18 protein-coding genes are annotated in these 20,728 nt (G+C 72.9%); 9 read left to right on the top strand and 9 right to left on the bottom strand.

The features are described from left to right. Positions 1-15: 15 nt before the first annotated feature. From NLX85_RS02830 to NLX85_RS02800, 6 genes are all read left to right on the top strand, one after another. A complete protein-coding gene (locus tag NLX85_RS02830; RefSeq protein ID WP_073836364.1) occupies positions 16-252 on the top strand; it encodes an HTH domain-containing protein in 237 nt (78 codons plus the stop codon). Next, positions 252-827, top strand: coding sequence for a Clp protease N-terminal domain-containing protein (locus NLX85_RS33250; RefSeq protein ID WP_148431650.1), 576 nt, complete (start codon positions 252-254; stop codon positions 825-827). Before NLX85_RS02830 ends, NLX85_RS33250 begins: the two co-directional genes overlap by 1 nt. A 114-nt stretch (positions 828-941) precedes the next feature. After that, on the top strand, positions 942-1,949 hold the full coding sequence (locus NLX85_RS02815) for a diacylglycerol kinase family protein (RefSeq protein WP_254331457.1): 1,008 nt from the start codon (positions 942-944) through the stop codon (positions 1,947-1,949). After that, positions 1,942-2,943, top strand: a complete 1,002-nt coding sequence (locus NLX85_RS02810; protein WP_254331456.1) for a YihY/virulence factor BrkB family protein — start codon at positions 1,942-1,944, stop codon at positions 2,941-2,943. Before NLX85_RS02815 ends, NLX85_RS02810 begins: the two co-directional genes overlap by 8 nt. A gap of 68 nt (positions 2,944-3,011) precedes the next feature. After that, the gene (locus NLX85_RS02805) at positions 3,012-4,502 is read left to right on the top strand and encodes a phosphatase PAP2 family protein (protein WP_254331455.1); all 1,491 of its coding nucleotides are present in this window, start codon (positions 3,012-3,014) and stop codon (positions 4,500-4,502) included. Between the two features lie 10 nt (positions 4,503-4,512). Continuing rightward, a complete protein-coding gene (locus NLX85_RS02800) occupies positions 4,513-5,316 on the top strand; it encodes an endonuclease/exonuclease/phosphatase family protein (RefSeq protein ID WP_254331454.1) in 804 nt (267 codons plus the stop codon). Between the two features lie 151 nt (positions 5,317-5,467). Here the strand turns inward: NLX85_RS02800 and NLX85_RS02795 are convergent, their stop codons facing one another. Both NLX85_RS02795 and NLX85_RS02790 read right to left on the bottom strand, forming a co-directional pair. Continuing rightward, the gene (locus NLX85_RS02795) at positions 5,468-6,313 is read right to left on the bottom strand and encodes an alpha/beta fold hydrolase (protein ID WP_254331453.1); all 846 of its coding nucleotides are present in this window, start codon (positions 6,311-6,313) and stop codon (positions 5,468-5,470) included. Then, the gene (locus NLX85_RS02790; RefSeq protein ID WP_254331452.1) at positions 6,310-7,272 is read right to left on the bottom strand and encodes a TIGR03557 family F420-dependent LLM class oxidoreductase; all 963 of its coding nucleotides are present in this window, start codon (positions 7,270-7,272) and stop codon (positions 6,310-6,312) included. The genes NLX85_RS02795 and NLX85_RS02790 overlap by 4 nt, the downstream gene beginning before the upstream one ends. Positions 7,273-7,657: 385 nt before the next feature. Between NLX85_RS02790 and NLX85_RS02785 the strand changes: the two genes are divergently transcribed. Continuing rightward, a complete protein-coding gene (locus tag NLX85_RS02785) occupies positions 7,658-9,025 on the top strand; it encodes a cellulase family glycosylhydrolase (protein ID WP_254331451.1) in 1,368 nt (455 codons plus the stop codon). A 70-nt stretch (positions 9,026-9,095) separates the two neighbouring features. On the opposite strand, the gene NLX85_RS02780 is transcribed toward NLX85_RS02785, so the two are convergent. From NLX85_RS02780 to NLX85_RS02750, 7 genes are all read right to left on the bottom strand, one after another. After that, positions 9,096-10,286, bottom strand: coding sequence for a DUF6596 domain-containing protein (locus NLX85_RS02780; protein ID WP_254331450.1), 1,191 nt, complete (start codon positions 10,284-10,286; stop codon positions 9,096-9,098). A gap of 66 nt (positions 10,287-10,352) precedes the next feature. Continuing rightward, positions 10,353-10,745: a YciI family protein gene (locus NLX85_RS02775; protein WP_254333573.1), complete on the bottom strand. Its 393-nt coding sequence runs from the start codon at positions 10,743-10,745 to the stop codon at positions 10,353-10,355. A 111-nt stretch (positions 10,746-10,856) separates the two neighbouring features. Next, positions 10,857-11,849, bottom strand: a complete 993-nt coding sequence (locus tag NLX85_RS02770) for a polysaccharide deacetylase family protein (protein WP_254331449.1) — start codon at positions 11,847-11,849, stop codon at positions 10,857-10,859. 260 nt (positions 11,850-12,109) lie between these two features. After that, complete coding sequence (locus NLX85_RS02765; protein WP_254331448.1) at positions 12,110-14,302, bottom strand: alpha-galactosidase; 2,193 nt, start codon at positions 14,300-14,302, stop codon at positions 12,110-12,112. Continuing rightward, positions 14,299-15,210, bottom strand: coding sequence for a carbohydrate ABC transporter permease (locus NLX85_RS02760; RefSeq protein ID WP_254331447.1), 912 nt, complete (start codon positions 15,208-15,210; stop codon positions 14,299-14,301). Before NLX85_RS02760 ends, NLX85_RS02765 begins: the two co-directional genes overlap by 4 nt. Next, on the bottom strand, positions 15,207-16,163 hold the full coding sequence (locus NLX85_RS02755; RefSeq protein ID WP_254331446.1) for a carbohydrate ABC transporter permease: 957 nt from the start codon (positions 16,161-16,163) through the stop codon (positions 15,207-15,209). The genes NLX85_RS02760 and NLX85_RS02755 overlap by 4 nt, the downstream gene beginning before the upstream one ends. A gap of 21 nt (positions 16,164-16,184) precedes the next feature. Then, entirely contained in the window at positions 16,185-17,516 is a 1,332-nt protein-coding gene (locus NLX85_RS02750; RefSeq protein ID WP_254331445.1) for an ABC transporter substrate-binding protein, read from the bottom strand. Between the two features lie 279 nt (positions 17,517-17,795). On the opposite strand from NLX85_RS02750, the gene NLX85_RS02745 reads away from it, so the two are divergent. After that, a complete protein-coding gene (locus NLX85_RS02745) occupies positions 17,796-19,865 on the top strand; it encodes a beta-galactosidase (protein ID WP_254331444.1) in 2,070 nt (689 codons plus the stop codon). A gap of 27 nt (positions 19,866-19,892) precedes the next feature. Then, complete coding sequence (locus NLX85_RS02740; protein WP_148431666.1) at positions 19,893-20,669, top strand: DeoR/GlpR family DNA-binding transcription regulator; 777 nt, start codon at positions 19,893-19,895, stop codon at positions 20,667-20,669. Positions 20,670-20,728 lie beyond the last annotated feature (59 nt).

Raw genomic sequence — 20,728 nt, 5'->3', positions numbered from 1 at the left:
ACCTACGTTGACAGCATGAGTCAGGCGACGGAACTCGCGGCAGCGGCCGGCAGCACCGACCCGAAGGTCGGGCTGCGGGCGGTGCTCGCCCTGCGCCGGCTGCTCGAACGGCTGGAGGTGGTCCAGGTGGACAACGCCCGACGGCAGGGCTGGTCCTGGCAGGAGATCGCCGACGCCCTCGAGGTCAGCCGGCAGGCGGTCCACAAGAAGCACGCCGGGCGACCGGCGGTCCCCGGAAGCTGGGAGGCGTGATGTTCGAACGGTTCACCGACCGGGCCCGCGCGGTGGTGCGGCACGCGGTCGACGAGGCGCGCACCGAGGGCCGGCGCCCGGTCGGCACCGAGCACCTGCTGCTCGGCGTGCTCGCCGACGGCGACAACCTGGCCGTGCGGGTGCTGTCGGCCGGCGGCATCCGGGCCGACGACCTGCGCGCGGCGGTGGCCCGGCACACCGCGCACGGGGTCGACGGTCTGGGCGCGGCGGACGCGGCGGCGCTGCGCGAGATCGGCATCGACCTCGCCGCGATCGTCGCCCGGATCGAGGAGTCCTTCGGCCCGGACGCGCTGCGCGAGGCGGCCCCCGCCCCGCGTCGGTGGTGGGGTCGCCGCCCCGACAACGGCCGGTTCTCGCCACGGGCCAAGAAGGTGCTGGAGCTGTCCCTGCGGGAGGCGCTGCGGCTGCGCCACCACCACATCGGCACCGAGCACATCCTGCTCGGCCTGCTGCGGGAGGGCAACGGGCTGGCCGCGCTGGTGCTCACCGAGGCCGGGGCCGACCTCGACGACCTGCGCCGCCGGGTCGAGGCGGCGCTGCGCACGGCGGCCTGACCGATCCGGCCGGCCGCCGTCACGGGGCCGGCCGGGTTCAAACCTGTTTGCGGTTCTCGCAACGTCCGCGCCCGCCGGGTCGCTGACCCGCCCCGCGTGCTGCACACTGGCGCCGTGGACGGTGGAGACGACAAGCGCCCGGTGACCGCGGACAATCACACGCCGCGCTCGGCCGTGGTGGTCAACCCGGTCAAGGTGACCGATCTCGACGATTTCCGTCGGACGGTGGACGGCGCTCTCGCCGCCGCCGGCTGGCCCGAGCCGACCTGGTACGAGACCACGGTCGAGGACCCCGGCCGGGGCCAGGCCGCGGCGGCCGTCGAGGCCGGCGCCGAGGTCGTCTTCGCCTGCGGCGGGGACGGCACCGTGATGGCCTGCGTCACCGCGCTGGCCGGCACCGACGTGGCCCTGGCCGTGCTGCCGCAGGGCACCGGCAACCTGCTCGCCGCCAACCTCGGCCTCTCCAACGACCTGGCCGCCGGGCTGGAGGTCGCCGTCGAGCGGGGCATGCGCCGCCTCGACGTGGGCGCTGTCGGCGACCAGTGCTTCGCCGTCATGGCCGGGATGGGCTTCGACGCGCAGATGCTCGACTCCACCTCCGAGACGACCAAGAAGCGGATCGGCTGGCCGGCCTACCTGGTGGGGGCGGCCAAGCACCTCCGGGACCGGCCCATGCGGGTCTCCATCCGCATCGACGACGGGCCGCCGCTGCGCCGGCGGGCCCGCTCGGTGCTGATCGCCAACGTCGGCCGGCTCCAGGGCGGGGTACGCCTGCTCACCGACGCCGAGCCGGATGACGGCTGGCTCGACGTGGCGGTGCTGACCCCGCGGACGCTCCGCCACTGGCTCGCCATGGGCTGGGCGGTGCTGCGGCGGCGCGACAGCGTGCCCCGGATGGAGGTGCTCCGGGGCCGCAAGGTCGTGATCACCAGCAACCGGGCCCAGCCGCGGCAGCTCGACGGCGACCTCATCGAGCCGGGCCGGTCGCTGAAGGCCGAGATCCGGCCCGAGTCGCTCTGGCTGTGCGTGCCGCGGCCGGAGCGCCACCCCGACCTGTCGGTGGACGCCGACGCCGTCGCCGAGCGCGGTGAGCGGCTGGTCGAGGAGGGCCGCCGTGAGTAGCACCAAGCTCGTCCCCGAGACCCGGCTCATGGCGGAGAACGAACTCTCCGCCGACGACGCCTGGCGCACCCTGCGCCGGCACGGCGGCTGGCACCTGCTCCGGGACGCCTTCATCCGGTTCCGCTACGGCGACGGCTTCAGCCACTCCCGCGCGTTCGCGTTGCAGCTCTGCCTGGCCGTGGTGCCGTTCCTCATCGCGCTCACCGGCCTGATCACCGACCTCGGCGTCGACGAGGGCGGCAAGGTGGTCGCCGACACGGTGCTGGCGATCACCCCCGGCCAGAGCGAGTCGGTGGTGCAGGACCTGCTGGCCGACACCGAGCGCACCGAGCGGGCCGGCGAGCTGGCGCTGACCCTCGGTCTGCTGACCGGCCTGGTCGCGCTCACCACCACCATGGCGCAGATCGAGCGGGGCGCGAACCGGATCTACGGCGTCGAGCGGGACCGGCCGGCGCTTCCCAAGTACCTGCGCGCCGCGGTCCTGGCGCTCCTCGCCGGCGTGCCCGCGCTGATCGGATTCCTGATCCTGGTCGGCGGCCGGGCCATGGGCGACTCGGTGCAGCGGCACTACGAGTGGGGAGACATCGCCCACGGCGCCTGGGACGTGATCCGCTGGCCGCTCAGCCTCGGCCTGACCGTGCTGGCCGTGGCGGTGCTGTTCCGGCACGCGCCCCGGCGCAAGCAGCCCGGCCTGTCCTGGCTCTTCTTCGGCGCCGGCATCGCCACCGCGCTGTGGTGGCTGGCCAGCCTGCTGCTCGCCGCCTACGTGAAGTACAGCGGCGGATTCGGCCAGACGTACGGCGCGCTGACCGGGATGATGGCCCTGCTGCTCTGGGCCAACCTGACCGGGATGGCGCTCTTCGGCGGGTTGGCCTTCGCCGCCCAGCTGGAGGCCATGCGGATCGGCGTGGAGGAGCCCGCCCAGCCCGACCTCTGGGAGCCGGAGGCCGAGCGCGAGGACCTGGTCGACACCGGCGACATGACGGCCCTCTGACGGCCCCGCGTGTACGCGGAGCGGGAATCGGGTACAGCGCGCCTCGCAGAGGACAAGGGAGGTGCGGGGTGACCGCGGTCAAGGAGGCGACGCGCCGTCCGCTCGGCCACTTCGCCGAGCGGAGCCTGGCGGGGCTGCTCGTCGTGGCCGGTGCCGGCGTCGGGTTCGGTGTGCTGCTCATGCTCGTCCGGTTCCACTGGGGGCCGCTCTACCAGGCCGACCACGAGGCGGCGGAGTGGTTCAACGGCCTGGTGGCGCCGCACCACCCGCTGGTGACCGTGCTCCAGGCGGTCACCGACCTGGGCGGCCGGCCGGTGCTCATCTGGCTGATCACCATCGCGGTGGTCGGCCTGCTGATCCGCCGCCAGTCCCGCCTCGCCGTCTACCTGATCATCACGGGCGTGGGCGGGCTGATCCTCGACCCGTCGCTCAAGGCGCTGGTCGGGCGGCTGCGCCCGGTGGTGGACGTGCCGGTGGCCAGCGCACCCGGCAACAGCTTCCCCAGCGGCCACGCGCTCGGCTCGTTCGTCGCGTACGGGGCGCTGCTGCTGGTGTTCCTGCCGGCCGTGGCGCCGCGCTGGCGCAAGCCGGCCATCGCGGTCGCCGCCCTGCTCGTCTTCCTGGTCGGGCTGACCCGGATCGCGCTGGGCGTGCACTTCGTCTCGGACGTGCTCGGCGGCTGGCTGCTCGGCGCGGCCTGGCTGGGCGTCACCGCGTACGCCTTCCGGCTGTGGCGGCGCGAGCGCGGCCGGCCGGTGCCCCCGCTCACCGAGGGCCTGGAGCCCGAGGCGGGGGAGGAGATCAAACCGGCGCCGGCCGAGGAGCGCGTGCTGGAGCACCCCCGCTCGTCGGTGGCCGAGCTGCTGGTCGGCTGGGTGCTCGTCTTCGGCGCGCTCTACGCCTTCGGCATGTACGTGAGCTACCACGCCAAGGGCGCGATCTTCGACACCCTCGACACCGAGGTCCCGCGCTGGTTCGCCGCCCGGCACACCGACGCGCTCACCGACCTGAGCTGGTGGTGGAGCAAGTTCGGCGACACCCACGCCATCCTGCTGGTGTCGCTGGTGTTCTGCCCGATCGTGCTGGCGGTCTGGAAGCGCTGGCGGCCGGTGCTCTTCGTGGTGCTGGCCATGTTCGGCGAGCTGAGCCTCTTCCTGGCCAGCGCCCGGGTGGTGGAGCGGCCCCGCCCGCCCGTGGAGAACCTGGACGGGCAGATGCCCACCTCGTCCTTCCCGTCCGGGCACATCGCGGCGACCATCTGCCTCTGGACCGCCATGGCGATCATCGTGCTGCCGCGCACCGACCGCTGGTGGCGCTGGCTCTTCGTGGCGATGGCCGTGATCATGCCGGTCGGGGTGGCCACCTCCCGCATGTACCGGGGCATGCACCACCCCACCGACTTCATGGGCGCGATCCTGCTCGGCGCGCTCTGGCTCTCGCTGCTCTGGTGGGTGGTCCGCCCCAACGCGGACGTGGCCCAGGGCAACCGGCCGGCCATCGAGTCGGAACAGGTGCACGAGCTGGACGACGAGCTGGCGAAGGCCGGCCGGGAGGACTGACCGGGCGCCGATGCTGCGAGTGATGACCTGGAACATCCGGACCGGCGGCCGGGACCGCGACGGCACCGACCGCCGGGACCGGATCGTCGCCGTGGTCGCCGCGCAGCGCCCCGACCTGCTGGCCCTCCAGGAGCTGCGCGGCCTGGACCGGGGCGGCGGGCTGGCCGACCTCGCGGAGCGGACGGAGATGGTGCCGCACCTGGCCCGGTCCTGCTTCGGGCAGCCGGTGGCCGTGCTGGTCCGCCCGCCGCTGCGGGTGCTCCGCTCCGGCCGGGTACGCCGCCCGTTCCACCACGCCACGGCCCGGGTCCAGGTGGCCACCGGTGCCGGCCCGCTGACCCTGTTCAGCACCCACCTGAACCCGTACTCGGGCGGGCGGCGGCGGATGGAGGCCGACTGGCTGGCGGTGGCGGTGCGGCGGACCGGGGGAGAGCTGGCGCTGCTCGCCGGCGACCTGAACACCCTGGAGCCGGCCGTCGACCACACCGCCCGCCTGGCCGGGCTGGCGGCCCTCTACCGGCGGCGTCACCTGCGCCGCGACGGCCGTACCGTCGACACCCGCGCGGTGGCCCGGCTGCGCGACGCCGGCCTGGTGGACCTCTGGCCGCACACCGGCGGCGGCGAGCCGGACGGGCTGACCGTGCCCACCCGGCACGGCGGGGCCGAGTTCGCCGGGATGCGGCTGGACTACCTGCTCGCCACCCCGGCGCTGGCCGCGACGGCCCGCGCCGTCCGGGTGGTCCGCGGCGGGGACGCGGACAGCGCCTCCGACCACTACCCGGTCGTCGCCGACCTGGCGCTGGCCCCCGGCTGAACCGCCCCGGGCGTGCGGTCGCCGACCTCAGACGAGCAGGTTCAGCAGCACGGTCAGCACGACCGAGGCGAGGATCGAGAAGAGGATCATCAGCAGGCAGCCGAGGCCACCGCCGACGGGCCGGATCTCCGTGTTTCCGATGCGCATGGACTCACCTTCGCAGGACGGGCGCCAGCAGGTCGCGGATCGCGTCGGCGACCGGGCCCGGCGCGGTGGTGGCGACGTTGTGCGCGGCCCCCGGCACGGCGGCCGTCCGGGCGTCCGGGACCAGGCGGGTCGCCTCCGCCCGCCAGCCGGCCGGGACGACCGGGTCCCGGGCGCCGGTCAGCACCAGCGTCGGCACGGTGACTCGGACCAGGTCCGCCTCGATGGTGTTGCGTACCGAGTGGGACAGGGTGGCGAACACCCGCCACGGGCGCGCGTCGAGGACGTCACGGAGCAGGATGGGCACCTGCCACTTCGCCTCCCGCAGGGTGCCCACCAGCCACCGCCCGAACTGGCCGCGCCGGGACCGGGCGGCCGGGTCGCTGGTCGGGCCGGCCAGCACCAGCGCGCGGACCAGGTCGGGCCGGCGGGCCGTGAGGGCCGCGGCCACCTCCGCGCCGAACGAGTGGCCGAGCAGGCAGACCGGCCCCAGCCGGTACGCGGCCAGCCACTCCGCGAGGAACGCGGCGTGCCGGGACACGTCGTACGCCCGGCCGGGGCGCTCGGTCAGCCCGAAGCCCGGCAGGTCCGGCACGTAGACCGGGTGGGTGTCCGACAGGGCCAGCGCCAGCGGGGTGAGGTAGCGGTGCGAGACGGCCAGGCCGTGCACCAGCACGACCGGGGTGGCGTCGCCGCCCGGGCCGGCCGACCGGCGGGTGTGCGTCCGCAGCCCGCCGACCAGCCGGAACTCGCTGGTCAGGCCGGCGGCCGGCCGGGGCGCCGCGAGGGCCAGCCGGAGTTCCGCCGGCCCGAAGCGCCCCGGTGGCGACGGCCGCACGGCGGGACCGGTCACAGCTCGCGCAGCCGGGGCAGCAGTTCCTCCTGGGCCCAGTCCAGGAACACCGGCTGGGTGTCGCCGCCGACCTGGACCAGCGCCACGTGGGTGAACCCCGCGTCGACGAACTTCTTGAACGCCTCGACGTGCCGGTCGGTGTCCGGCCCGCAGGGGATGCCCTCGGCCACGTCCTCCTCGCGGACGAACTGGGTGGCCGCCGCGAAGGCGTCCGGGCCGGGCAGGTCCGCGTTGACCTTCCAGCCCAGGCCGAACCAGCGGAACTGGTCGTGCACGATCTTGCGGCACTCGGCCTCGTCCGGGCCGTAGCAGATGGCCACCTGCCCGTAGCGGGGGCGGCCCGCGCCGCCGGCGTCCTCGTACATCTCGACGAGGTGCGACAGCGGGTCGGTGGCGATCATGGCGTCGGCGTACTCGGCGGCGAGGGTGGCGGACTGCCGGCCCGAGGCGGCCACGGCCATCGGCACGGGCCGCTCCGGCCGGTCCCACACGTACGCGTCGGGCACGTCGAAGTGGTTGCCGGAGAAGGTGAGCGTCTCGCCGTTGAGCAGCGGCCGGATGATCTGGAGCGCCTCCTCGAACATCTCGTGCCGCTGCTGCACGTGCGGCCAGCCGCCCACCACGTGCTCGTTGAGGTTCTCCCCGGCGCCGAGGCCGAGGGTGAACCGCCCGTCCGAGAGCACCCCGACCGTGCTGGCCTTCTGCGCCACCACGGCGGGGTGGTAGCGCCGGATCGGGCAGGTCACGAAGGACAGCAGCTCGGCCCGGCTGGTGGCGTGGGCGACCGCGCCGAGCACCGACCAGGCGTACGGGGAGTGGCCCTGCGAGTCCAGCCACGGGTAGTAGTGGTCGGACATGACCAGGTGGTCGAAGCCGGCGGCCTCGGCGCGGACGGCGTGGTCGACCAGCTGCTTGGGGCCGGCCTGCTCGCACATGAGGGTGTAGCCGACGTTGACCATGGCACATCTCCTTCCGGGCGGATCGTCACCGGATACCCCGCGCAGCGGCGGTCAACCCTGGTGTCCGCTTCGGGTGGTCGGGCGCCTTGACGCCGGCGGGGATGCTGCCTACAGTCCGGCTTAACCGGTTCAGACCCGGGTGGCGCACCATCCTGTGGTGGGGATGACCGCCCCTGTGGCGGCCCGTGGCGACATGGGCCGTCACAGGACGCCGCCCCGGACGGCCGATCAGCTTAACCGGTTGCCTTCCGCGTTCCATCGCCCTACGCTGATGCCTGCGTCCGCCGGGAGTCGGGCGGCGGCTGTCGGGCTCAGCCGCCACGCGCCGTCGTCACCATCACCGCACCCCCACCTGGGCACGGGGGAGACCTCCCTGAGGACAACCATGAAGAAGTTGCTCTCCGTCGCGGGCGCCGCCCTGCTGACGGTCCTCGCCGCCGTCTTCGCCTTCGGGCAGCCGGCGCACGCCGCCGCCGGCTTCTCCGTCGCGGGCGGCAAGCTCTACGACGCCAACGGCACCGAGTTCGTCATGCGCGGGGTCAACCACGCGCACACGTGGTACCCGCAGCAGACCTCCTCGTTCGCCAACATCAAGGCGCTCGGCGCGAACACCGTCCGGGTGGTGCTGGCCAGCGGTGACCGCTGGACGAAGAACAGCGCCGCCGACGTCGCCAACGTCATCTCGCTCTGCAAGGCCAACCGGCTCATCTGCGTCCTGGAGGTGCACGACACCACCGGGTACGGCGAGCAGAGCGGCGCCATCACCCTGGACCGGGCGGTCGACTACTGGCTCAGCATCGCCAGTGCCCTGCAGGGCCAGGAGAAGTACGTCATCGTCAACATCGGCAACGAGCCGTACGGCAACCAGGGCTACGGCACCTGGGCCACCGACACCGCCAACGCGATCAAGCGGCTGCGCGCCGGCGGCCTCACCCACACGATCATGGTGGACGCCCCGAACTGGGGCCAGGACTGGTCCTTCACCATGCGCGACAACGCCGGCTCGGTCTTCGCCGCCGACCCGCAGAAGAACACCGTCTTCTCGATCCACATGTACGGCGTCTTCGACACCGCCGCCGAGATCACCGACTACCTGGGCCGGTTCCGCACCGCCGGCCTGCCCATCGTGGTCGGCGAGTTCGGCTTCAACCACTCCGACGGCAACCCGGACGAGGACACCATCCTGGCCTACAGCCAGGCCAACGGGATCGGCTACCTCGGCTGGTCGTGGAGCGGCAACGGCGGCGGCGTCGAGTACCTCGACATGGTCACCAACTTCGACCCGAACCAGCTCACCAGCTGGGGCCAGCGGATCTTCAACGGGGCCAACGGCATCAAGGCCACCGCCCGGGAGGCGTCGGTCTTCGCCGGCACCTCGCCGAGCCCGACCACGAGCCCCACCACCAGCCCGAGCCCGACCACCAGCCCGACCGGCGGACCCACCCCGCCGCCGGCCGGCTGCACCGCCAGCTACACCATCGTCAACTCCTGGCAGGGCGGCTTCCAGGGTGAGGTCAAGGTGACCGCGGGCGCCGCCGCGATCACCGGCTGGACGACGAAGTGGACGTTCGCCAACGGCCAGACCGTCAGCCAGTCCTGGAACGCCACGGTCAGCAGCAGCGGCTCGGCGTACACCGCCCGCAACGTCGACTACAACGGCCGCCTCGGCGCCGGAGCCAGCACCTCGTTCGGTTTCATCGGCAGCTGGAACGGCAGCAACGCGGTCCCCGCGGTGACCTGCACCGCGAGCTGACCGCCGCCGCACCACCGGTGGCCGGGTCCGCGCGGACCCGGCCACCGACTTTCCGGGTACGCCCCGGCGGTCAGCCCGGGTTCGCCAGGCGGGCCGCACGCATGAGCAGGTACTCGTGCTCCGGCTGGCTGGTGGTGCGGCCGGCGGCGGCGCGGTAGTGCGCCACGGCCGCGTCCCGGTCGCCGGCCATCTCGTGCAGGTGGGCCCGGGCCGCGTCGAGGCGGTGGTGGTCGGTGAGCCGGGGGTCGGCGGCCAGCGCGGCGAGGGCGTCCAGCCCGGCGGCCGGGCCGTGCACCATGGCGGTGGCCACCGCCCGGTTGAGCGACACCACGGGGCTCTCCGCCAGCCGCTCCAGCACCTCGTAGAGGGCGAGGATCTGCGGCCAGTCGGTCCGCTCCGCGGTGGGCGCCTCGTCGTGCAGGGCGGCGATGGCGGCCTGGAGCTGGTACGGCCCGACCGGCCCGCGGGCCATCGCCCGGGTGACCAGCGCGGTCCCCTCGGCGATCGCGGCGGCGTCCCACCGGGACCGGTCCTGGTCGGCCAGGGAGATCAGCTCGCCGGACGGGCCGGTCCGGGCGGCGGCCCGTGCCTCGGTGAGCAGCATGAGGGCGAGCAGCCCGGCCACCTCGCTGTCCGCCGGCAGCAGCGTGTGCATGGCCCGGGTCAGCCGGATCGCCTCCTCGGAGAGGTCGACCCGGCGCAGGTCGGCGCCGAGGCTGGCGGTGTGCCCCTCGGTGAAGATCAGGTAGAGCACGTGCAGCACCGCGGCGAGCCGGGCCTGCCGCTCCTCCTCGGCCGGCATCCGGAACGGCAGGCCGGAGGAGCTGATGCGCTGCTTGGCGCGGCTGATCCGCTGCGCCATGGTGGCCTCGGGGACCAGGAAGGCGCGGGCGATCTCGGCGGTGCTGAGCCCGCCGACCGCCCGCAGGGTCAGCGCGATGGCCGACGCCGTCGAGAGCGTGGGGTGGCAGCAGAGGAACAGCAGCACCAGGGTGTCGTCCCGCTCGGCGGTCAGCGGCTCGTCGGCGGCCGGCGCGGTCCGCCGGTCGTCGCCGCCGCGCCGGGCGGCCCGGTCCTCCCGGTCCCGGCGGGCCGCCTCGGCCCGGACCAGCTCGATCATCCGGCGGTACGCGACCTGCACGAGCCAGCCGCGCGGATGGTCCGGCAGCCCCTCGACGGGCCACTGCGTGGCCGCCGCGAGCAGCGCCTCCTGCACGGCGTCCTCGGCGGTGGCGAAGTCGCCGAACCGGCGGGCGAGCACGCCGAGGACCTGCGGCGCCAGCTCGCGCAGCAGGTCCTCGACGGTGCGGTCCGGGACGCCCAGGGGTCAGAGCTCCTGCGACGGCGCCGACATGACCGGGTGCACCTCGATCGGCATGTTCAGCGGTCGCCCGCCCGGCCCGGGCGCGGTGGAGATGTGGGCGGCGATCTCCACGGCCCGCTGCGGCGTCTCGCAGTCGACGATCCACCAGCCGGCCAGGAACTCCTTGGTCTCCGCGAACGGCCCCTCGGTGACCACCGGCGCGCCGTTCTCGCCGGCCCGGACGATCCGCGCCTGCTGCGGCCCGCCCAGGCCCTCGCCCTGCACGAACTCCCCGTCCGCGGCCAGCTTCGCGTTGACCTCCCGCATGAAGCCGATGTGCGCCCGGATCTCCTCCGGCGTCCAGGTGTCGATCGAGGGGAAGTCGGTCCCGGCGGCGCTGAACTGCATCAGCAGCATGTACTTCACGGTTGGCTCCTTCACGCCCGAGCACCGATTGTCGGTGCTTCCACCCTCCGGTAGAAGCTGCCACCCCGCCGCTCGACATCCGCCGGGAAGATTTTTCCGGCGTCAGCCTCCCACACAGGAGACGGTGGGCCAGGTCCGGTTGCCGTTGTGCTGGATGGTGACCCCGAAGGTGTTGCCGCTGCCGTTCGGCGTGCCGACCATCGTCTGGGCGTTGGGCCAGGTGGCGTTGACGTTCCAGGTGGCGATGATCCTCGCGGGGTACGGGACGTTCATGGTGACCGTCCAGGTGTTGGAGCCGGACACCGAGACGGTGAGGTTGTAGCGGTCGCTCCACTGCTGCCCGGCCGAGAGCGTCGCGGTGCAGCTGCTCCCGCCACCGCCACCGCCACCGCCGTCGGGCGCCACGGCGCGGCCGGTCTGCGGGGAGATCATTCCGGCGCACAGGCCCCGGCTGGCCAGCCCCTGCGCGATCCGGGGGATCGCCGCCAGCGTGTTGGCGGACCACTCGTGCATGAGGATGATCTGGCCGTTGGTGAGGCGGGCGTTGGCCTGCACGATCGCGTCGACGCTCGCCCCGTTCCAGTCCTGCGAGTCGACGTCCCAGATGATCTGGGTCAGGCCGTACCTGGTCAGCACCGACTGCAGCGTCGAGTTGGTCTCGCCGTACGGCGGGCGGAACAGCCGGGGCGTGCCGCCGCCGGCGTTGGCGATGGCCTGCTGGGTCCGGGAGACCTCGGAGTCGATCTGCGACTGGCTCTGCTGGATCAGGTGCGGGTGCGTGTAGCTGTGGTTGCCCACCCACATGCCGGCGCTGACCTGCGCCCGCACCTGGGCCGGGTACGCGGCCGCGTACTGCCCCTCGTTGAACATGGTGGCCCGCAGCCCGTTCTGCCGCAGCGCGTTCAGCAGGGCCGGGGTGTGGTCGTTGGACGGGCCGTCGTCGAACGTGAGCCCGACGTACCCGTTGCAGGCGGCGGCCCGGGCCGGGGCGGCCGTGACGGTGAGCGTGACGGCCAGGCTGCTCGCCGCGACCAGCGCGGCCGCGGCGAGTCCCGCGGTCAGGGATCGCCTCGGCGCAGGCGTTCTGCTCCACATGCGGATGAGCCCTCCTTTGTGGTGGCGGGTCAGCCGACGCCCCTTGCATCGATCAGCGTCGAGGTCCGTCGGCGGCGCAAGTATTGGCCCGCCGCCGAGGCGGAGTCAACAACTTCCGGAAGTGCTGCGGAGGCCCGCCCGAGAGCTGATCTCTGTCCACGCTGGTGGAGGGCCACCGCCCGCGCCGCCACGATGAACCTGGCGGAGCCGGGGGAGGCTACCTTTCCGGAAGCTTCCGACTTCTTCCGGCGAGCTGTTGCTCAGTCGGCCGCGGTGACCTCCAGCAGGAACGCCTGCTCCGGGTGCAGGGCGGGCAGTTGCAGCCCGACCGAGCCGAGCACCGACCCGCTCAGCGTCACCCCGCCGTCCGAGGCCAGCCATCCCGGCGGGGCCAGTTCCAGCAGCGCCGGCTCGGGCACCCCGGCGGGCGGGCGGACCAGGTAGCGCCGCGCGGGGTCCAGCCCCGGCAGCCGGACCGGGCCCGGCACCTGTGCCGCCGAGGTGGCCAGCCGGGAGACCGCGTACACCGCGTGGGAGCGGTCGTGGGCGACCACGCCGTGGGCCTGCACGGCCGGGTCCGGGTGGTCGACCCGGACCACCCGGCCGCCGTGCAGCAGCGGCCGGAGCCGCTTGTGCAGCGCCACCCACGCGGCGAGTTCGATCCGTTCGGTCGCGCTGATCCCGCTGATGTCCCACTCGATGCCGTGGTGGCCGAAGAGCGCGGTGACCGCCCGGAAGCCCAGGTCGTGCACCCGGTGGGTGGTGTGCGAGCGCTCCGGTCCGATGTGGGTGCCGATCAGCTCCGGCGGAAGGAGCAGCCCGGTCCAACGCTGGATCGAGAGTCGCTCCAGGGCGTCGTTGCAGTCGCTGGCCCAGACCCGGTCGGTCCGCCGCAGGATCTCCAGGTCGACCCGGGCCCCGCCGGACGAGCAGCTCTCGATCTCCAGGTCGGGGTGCCGGGCGCGCAGCTCGTCGAGGAGCCGGTAGACCGCCACGGTCTGCGCGTGCACGCCCGGCCGCCCGGCGTGCCCGGCCTCGGTGAGGTCCCGGTTGTGGTCCCACTTGAGGTACGCGATCCCGTCGTGCTCGCGCAGCACCGCGTCCAGCCGGTCGAGCAGGTGGGCGTACGCGTCGGGGTGGGCCAGGTCGAGCACCTGCTGGTGGCGCCACTCGGGCGGCAGCCGGCCGGGCGCCTGGAGCACCCAGTCCGGGTGGGCCCGGAACAGGTCCGAGTCCGGGTTGACCATCTCCGGCTCGACCCAGAGGCCGAACTGCATGCCGTGCCTGCGGACGTGGTCGATGAGCGGTTGCAGCCCGTCCGGCCAGACGTCGTCGTCGACCCACCAGTCGCCGAGCCCGGCCCGGTCGTGCCGCCGGCCGCGGAACCAGCCGTCGTCGAGCACGAAGCGTTCCACGCCCACGTCGGCGGCCCGGTCAGCGAGACCCTTGAGCCGGTCCAGGTCGTGGTCGAAGTAGACCGCCTCCCAGACGTTCAGCGTCACCGGGCGCGGGCCGCGCGGGTGCTCCGGGCGGGCCCGCAGGTGGGTGTGCAGCACGTCGCTGAGCCCGTCCAGCCCGTCGGCCGAGTGCACCGCGTACAGCAGGGGAGTGGCGTACTCCTCGCCCGGCCCGAGCAGGATCTCGCCGGGGGTGAGCAGCTCACCGCCGCCGAGGGTCGCCTCACCGGTCGGCCGGCGCTCGGCCACCGTGACGTGGTCTCCGCTCCACGCCGTGTGCACCGCCCACGTCTCGCCGTGCCCGAAACCGAATCCGGGGGTGCCGGCGACCAGCAGCAGGGTGGCGTCGTGCCCGGTCCGGCCGTGCCGTCCCTCGCGCACCCAGGCGCCCATCGGCCACGGGTGCCGCTGCGGTGCGCGCTCCCGGCACCAGCGCCCGGTCAGGTCGAGCAGTTCGGTGGCGACCGCCGGCACCGGCAGCACCGGCGTCAGCTCGCGTACCTCGTAGGGCCGGTCGCCGTCGTTGCGCAGCCGGTGCCGCACGGTCAGCAGCCCCGCGGCGCTCAGGGTGATCTCGACGGTCAGGGACAGACCGGCGCCCGGGTCCGCGGCCCGCACGGTCACCCGCGCGGCCCCGGCCCCGCCGTGGTCCCGCTCCCGCTCGGATACGCGGGCAGCCTCCCCGCCGCCACGCGGGTCGTCCACGTCGACGGTGTCGAGGCGGAAGGCGGTCGACCAGTCCCGGCCGTCCCGGTGCCCGGCCAGGCCGGGCCGGCCGCTCCAGCCGGCGCTCGCCTCGGGCAGCAGCGACAGCACGGTCGGCGCGTCGAAGCTGCTCGGCACCACGGGCGGGACGGTGGCGGCGACGAGCGCGGGCAGGTCGCCGGCGGGCAGCGGCCCGAGGTCTGCGCCCCAGTGCACGACCCGGGGTAGGCCGGGGCCGCGCGCGTCGAGCACCAGGCTGGTCCGCGCGCGGCGCAGGTGGACGATGGTCATCCCTTGGAAGCTCCCAGGGTGAGGCCCCGGACGAACTGCTTCTGCAACAGGAAGAAGATGACCAGGGTGGGGATGGCGACCAGCACCGAGCCGGCCGAGACGAGGTTGTTGTCGGTGAAGAACTCGCCGCGCAGGTTGTTCAGCGAGCTGGTCACCGGGAACTTGTCGCCGGTGCGCATGAGCACGGTGGCCCAGAAGAACTCGTTGTAGATCCAGGTCACCTCCAGCGTCGCCAGCGCGGCCAGGGCCGGCCGGCACAGCGGCATGGTGACCTGCCAGTACTGCCGCCAGACGCTCGCCCCGTCGACCATCGCCGCCTCGTACAGCTCGTGCGGCAGGGCCTTCATGTAGTTGCTGAGCACGAAGACGCAGAAGCCGCACTGGAAGGCCACGTTGACCAGGATCAGGCCCCAGTAGCTGTCGTAGAGCAGCTCCGAGTCGCTCATCCACGCCGGCAGCGGCACCTCGGTGAACATCCGGAACAGCGGGATGAGCAGGGCCTGCTGCGGCAGCAGGTTCGCCGCGGTGAACAGGCCGAGCAGCGCGATGTTGAGCTTCCAGCTGAACCGGGCGATCACGAACGCCACGCAGGAGGCGAGGAAGAGGGTCAGCAGCACCGCCGGCACGGTGATGTACACCGAGTTGAGGAAGTGCTTGCCGAACTCGGCGGTCCGCCATGCGGTGACGTAGTTGTCGAGCGTCCAGCCGCCGAATGAGACGTAGCCGTGGGTGGCCGTGTACTCGTACGAGCGCAGCGAGGTCAGCACCGCCCAGAGGATCGGGAAGAGCCAGCCGACCGCCACGGCGGCGAGGAAGACGTGCAGGACCACCCGGGCCGGCCGCAGCGGCCGGCGGCGGGCGGGCGGCGTCGTGGTGTCCGGCGTACGGGTCAGGGTCGCGCTGCTCATCGCCGGTCCTCCCGCATCACGGTGAACAGGTAGAGGGTGATGAAGGCCAGGGAGACGACAAGCATGATGGTCGCCAGCGCCGAGCCGAAGCCGATCCGGCTCGCCTCGCCCACCACGTTCTGGGTGACCAGCGCGGAGAGCAGCTCCAGGCCGTTGCGGCCCTTGTTGATGACCCAGACCAGGTCGAAGGCGCGCAGCGACTCGATCACCGTCACGACCAGCACGATGATGTTGATCGGTCGCATCACCGGGAAGACCACCCGGAAGAAGGTGCTGGTCTCCGAGGAGCCGTCCACGGCGGCGGCCTCGCGCAGCGACGGGTCGACGCCCTTCAGGCCGGCCAGGTAGAGCAGCATGATGTAGCCGACGTGCCGCCAGCCGGCGGCGAAGAGCACCGCCCAGATGTTCACGTTCGGGTCGCCGTACCAGTCGGTCTGGGTGCCGAGCAGGGCGTTCAGCAGGCCCTGGTCGCGGCTGTAGATGAGCTGCCAGACGAAGCCGATCAGCGCCAGCGAGAGCACCACGGGCAGGTAGAGCGCGGTCTGGTAGAACCGGCTGCCGCGCAGCTCCTTGTCGAGCAGCACGGCGAGGAACATCCCGAACGGGGTGGCCACCACGAACAGGGCGGCCAGCCAGAGCAGGTTGTTCTGCACCGCAGGCACGAACGGCGGGTAGATGTTCACCACGTCGTCGTAGTTCCTCAGACCGACCCAGTCGATCTCGCCCAGCGGGCCGATGCCGTCCCAGTTGGTGCCGGAGAGCAGCACGGTCGCCGCCGCCGGCAGCCAGACCAGGCCGACGACGAGCAGCAGGGGTACCAGCACCATCAGCGTGATCACCACGCGGTCGGTGCGGGACAGGAGCCGTAGCCGGCGGCCGCGACCACGCGTGGTGGTGGTCGCGACCGGCGGCGGCACGGCGCGATCCGCTTGGATCAGGGGCAGGTCGGACATGGTGTCCTCCCCCTTCCGCCGTCAGCTGGTGAAGATCGACTTTTTCTGGTTCTCGATGCTCGTGAGCAGCCCGCTGATGTCCTTCGGGTTCTTGATGAACTGCTGGATCGCCGGGATCATCACCGTCGAGGCGAAGTCCGGGCGGGTGTCCCGGTCGAGGAACTGGGCGATCTCGGTGGCCGAGCCGACCAGCTCCGCGGCCTTCTTCTGCAGCGCGGTGTAACCGCTGGTGTCGCCGCCGGTGTTGGCGACCAGGGTGCTCGGGTCGTTCTTGACGGTGATGTTCGCGGCGTCCTTGGAGCCCAGGTACTCCACCAGCTTCTTGGCGGCGCCCTCGGACTTCGGCTTGCGGGCCATCATGTAGCCGTCGATCGGCGCGTCCAGGGCCTTCGCGCCGATGGTCGAGTCGACCTCGGGGAAGGTGAAGAAGTCGAGGTCGTCCTGCTCGTCGTTGTTGAACTGCTGGGCGACGAAGAGGCCGAGCAGGTACATGCCGCTCTTCTTCTGCTGCAGCGACTGGGCGGCCTCCTGCCAGGTGCGGCCCAGCGAGTCCGGCTGGTGGAGCGGCAGCAGCCCGGCCCAGGTGTCGAAGACCTTCTTGACCTTGTCGGAGGTCCACGCCTCCTTGCCGGCCATCAGGTCGACGTGGAACTGGTAGCCGTTGATCCGCAGGTTGAGGATGTCGAAGGTGCCCATCGCCGGCCAGCCGTCCTTGTCGGCGAAGGCGATCGGGTTCAGGCCGTCCTTCTTCATCTGCGCGCCGAGGGTGTTCAGGTCGTCCAGGGTCTTGGGCACCTGGTAGCCGCGCTGCTGCCACACCGACTTGCGGTAGAAGACCGCCCACGGGTAGTACGAGGCCGGCACGAAGTACTGCTTGCCGTCGTCGCCGGTCGACGCCTTCTTGAACGCGTCGGAGTAGCCGGAGAGCTTGCCCCACACGTCGCTGAGGTCGCCGGCCAGGCCCTTGGCCGCGAAGAACCGCATCCGGTAGCCGGCGAACCAGGTGAACACGTCGTCCGGCTTGCCCTGCAGGTAGTTGTTGATGTTCTCCTGGAACGTGTTGTGGTCGACCGTGTTGATGTTGACGGTGACCCCGGACGAGGTCTTGTAGCCGTCCATCACCTTGGCGATGACGTCCTTCGGCTTCGGGTCCGACTGGTTCGACCCGAGCGACACGGTCTTGGCGTCCGCGCCGCCGGAGTCGGAGTCGGATCCGCAGCCGGCGAGCAGTCCCGTGCCGAGCAGCGCGCCCGTGCCGGCCGCGCCGGCCAGCAGCGAGCGGCGGTTCAGGCCGGCGACGGACGGGGGTACGAGTCGGGCGAGGTACTCGGCTTGCGAGCGGGGACGGGACATTGTGCCTCCTGCGTGGAAGAGGTGCGCTGCGCCCAAGGGCCGTGACGGGTGGCGGGGATCGGTGTTCGTGTCGACCGACGTAGATCCACCGTGAATCCACACGTCCGAACACAAACAGCCGGTGGCGGTTGAAGCTACCCCTTGGTTCGGCGCTGTCAAGAGGGCAGAAGGACAGCGATAACCCAGTTGTGACACGGGGATGCGGCGGTAAACGTTGGAATTTCTGTCGATGTTGGAAAGTGTTGACTTGGGTGCCGTTCGGGGGCACCCTCTGCTGTCATGCGGAACTGGCACGGCGAGCGCATCTGGTACGGCGCCGACTACAACCCGGAGCAGTGGCCCGAGGAGACCTGGGCCGAGGACGTCGAGCTGATGCGCCGGGCCGGGGTCAACCTGGTGTCGGTCGGGATCTTCTCCTGGGCCCTGCTGGAACCCGCTCCCGGCCGCTTCGAGTTCGGCTGGCTGGACCGGTCGCTCGACCTGCTGCACGACGGCGGGATCAGCGTCGACCTGGCCACCGCCACCGCCAGCCCGCCGCCCTGGCTGGCCCACCGGCACCCGGAGACGCTGCCCCGCCGCGCCGACGGCACCATCCTCTGGCCCGGCGGGCGGCAGGCGTACTGCCCCAGCTCACCGGTCTTCCGGGAGCGCTCGCTCGCCCTGGTCGAGGCCGTCGCCGGCCGGTACGCCGACCACCCGGCCGTCGTCATGTGGCACGTCTCCAACGAGCTGGGCTGCCACAACGTGCACTGCTACTGCGACGTCAGCGCGGACGCGTTCCGCCGCTGGCTGCGCGAGCGCTACGGCGACCTGGACGCGCTCAACGCCGCCTGGGGCACGGCGTTCTGGAGCCAGCGCTACCACGACTGGGCCGAGGTCAACCCGCCGCGGACCGCGCCGACCTTCGCCAACCCCACGCAGCAGCTGGACTTCCTGCGCTTCTCCTCCGACGAGCAGCGCGCCCAGCTGCGCGCCGAACGGGACCTGCTGACCCGGGTCACCACCCAGCCGGTCACCACCAACTTCATGATCGGCACCGGCATCAAGTACCTCGACTACCACTCCTGGGCGGCCGACGTGGACATGGTCGCCAACGACCACTACCTCACGGCGGCCGACCCGCAGCCGCAGGTCAACCTGGCGCTCGCCGCCGACCACACCCGGGGCGTCGCCGGTGGCGAGCCCTGGCTGCTCATGGAGCACTCCACCAGCGCGGTGAACTGGCAGCCGCTCAACGTCGCCAAGACCCCCGGCCAGCTGCGCCGCAACAGCCTGGCGCACGTGGCGCGCGGCGCCGACGGCGTGTTGTTCTTCCAGTGGCGGGCCTCCCGAGCCGGCGCGGAGAAGTTCCACTCGGCGCTGGTCCCGCACGCCGGCCCGGAGACCAAGGTGTTCCGCGAGGTCTGCCGGCTCGGCGCCGACCTGGCGGCCCTGTCCGAGGTACGCGGCAGCCGGGTCGACGCCGACGTGGCCATCCTCTTCGACTACGAGGCGTGGTGGGGCGCCGAACTCGACTCCCACCCCAGCGTCGACGTCACCTACACCGACCGGCTCGCCGCGCTGCACGGCGCGCTGTGGCGGGCCGGGGTCACCGCCGACGTGGTGCACCCGTCGGTCGACCTGTCCCGCTACCGGCTCGTCCTGGCGCCCACCCTCTACCTGGTCCGCGACGCCGACGCCGACGCGCTGCGCCGCTACGTCGAGGCGGGCGGGACGGCGCTGGTCACGTACTTCAGCGGCATCGTCGACGAGCACGACCACATCCGGCTCGGCGGCTACCCGGGCGCGTTCCGCGACCTGCTGGGCGTACGCACCGAGGAGTTCTTCCCGCTCCGGGCGGGCGAGTCGGTCCGCCTCGACGACGGCACGGCGGCCGACGTGTGGACCGAGTGGCTGCACGCCGAGGGCGCCGAGGTCCTCGCGTCGTACGCCGACGGGCCGCTGCCCGGGGTGCCGGCGTTGACCCGGCACGCGGTCGGCGCGGGCGCCGCCTGGTACCTCGGCACCCGGCTCGACCAGCCGGCCACCGACCGGCTGGTCGCCCGACTGCTGGACGAGGCCGGCGTCCGGCCGGCGGCGACCGCGCCGGAGGGCGTCGAGGTGGTCCGCCGCCGGTCGGCCGACCGGAGCTGGCTGTTCGTCATCAACCACACCGACGCCGAGGCCCGGCTGGCGGTCACCGGCGCCGAACTGCTCGCCGGCGACTGGTGCGACGGCGAGTTGGTCGTCCCGGTGGGGGAGGTGGCCGTCGTCCGCGAGACGTCCGGCGGCGCCGGCGACCGGGCCCTGCCGTCCGGACCGCCGGACGCCGGCGCGCCCGCGGTGCACCGGATGACCGACGCGGTCTGACGTTTCGTGCCGCCCGAAGGGAGTTCGATGCTCGCTCAGCAACGGCAGAGCGCCATCCTGGAGCTGATCCGCCAGCGCGGCGGCGTCCGGGTCAGCCACCTGGTCAGCCGCTTCGGGGTGTCGGACATGACGATCCGGCGGGATCTGGAGGTGCTCGCCGAGCGGGGCCTGGTCGACAAGGTCCACGGGGGAGCGACGCTGGCCGGTCCCGGCTCGGCCGAGGAGCCGGGCTTCGCGGCCAAGTCGATCCGGCAGCAGGCCGAGAAGCGGGCCATCGTCGAGCGGGCCGCCGGCCTGGTGGAGCCCGGCATGGCCATCGCGCTGTCCGCCGGCACCACCACCGCCGCGCTGGCCGCCCGGCTGGCCGACGTCCGGGGGCTGACCGTGGTCACCAACTCGATCCCGGTCGCCGACGCCCTCTACCAGAACCCGCGCGCCGACCAGACGGTCGTGCTGACCGGCGGCATCCGTACCCCCTCGGACGCGCTGACCGGGCCGGTGGCCGAGGCGGCCATCGCCGCGCTCAACGTCGACCTGCTCTTCCTCGGCGTGCACGGGATGAGCCCGCGCACCGGGTTCACCACCCCGAACCTGCTGGAGGCGGCGGTCAACCGGCGGCTCATCGGCGCGGCCCGGCGACTCGTCGTGCTCGCCGACCACACCAAGTGGGAGACCATCGGCATCGCCACCATCGCCCCGCTGGAGGAGGCCGACCTGCTCATCACCGACGCCGGGCTGCCGCCGGACGGGCGCCGGCAGATCGGCGAGCAGGTGGGTGAGCTGATCGTGGTCGACGTCGACTGACCGGCGTCCGCTTTCAGGCACTTCACAGCCGCCCAGGTTAGGGTGCCCTTGGCCCGCTC

Origin of the sequence: Micromonospora sp. A3M-1-15 (assembly GCF_024213425.1) — a bacterium.
Taxonomy (GTDB): Bacteria; Actinomycetota; Actinomycetes; order Mycobacteriales; family Micromonosporaceae; genus Micromonospora; species Micromonospora chersina.
The sequence above is the reverse complement of the archived record's forward strand: the minus strand, read 5'-3'. Positions and strand labels throughout refer to the sequence as shown.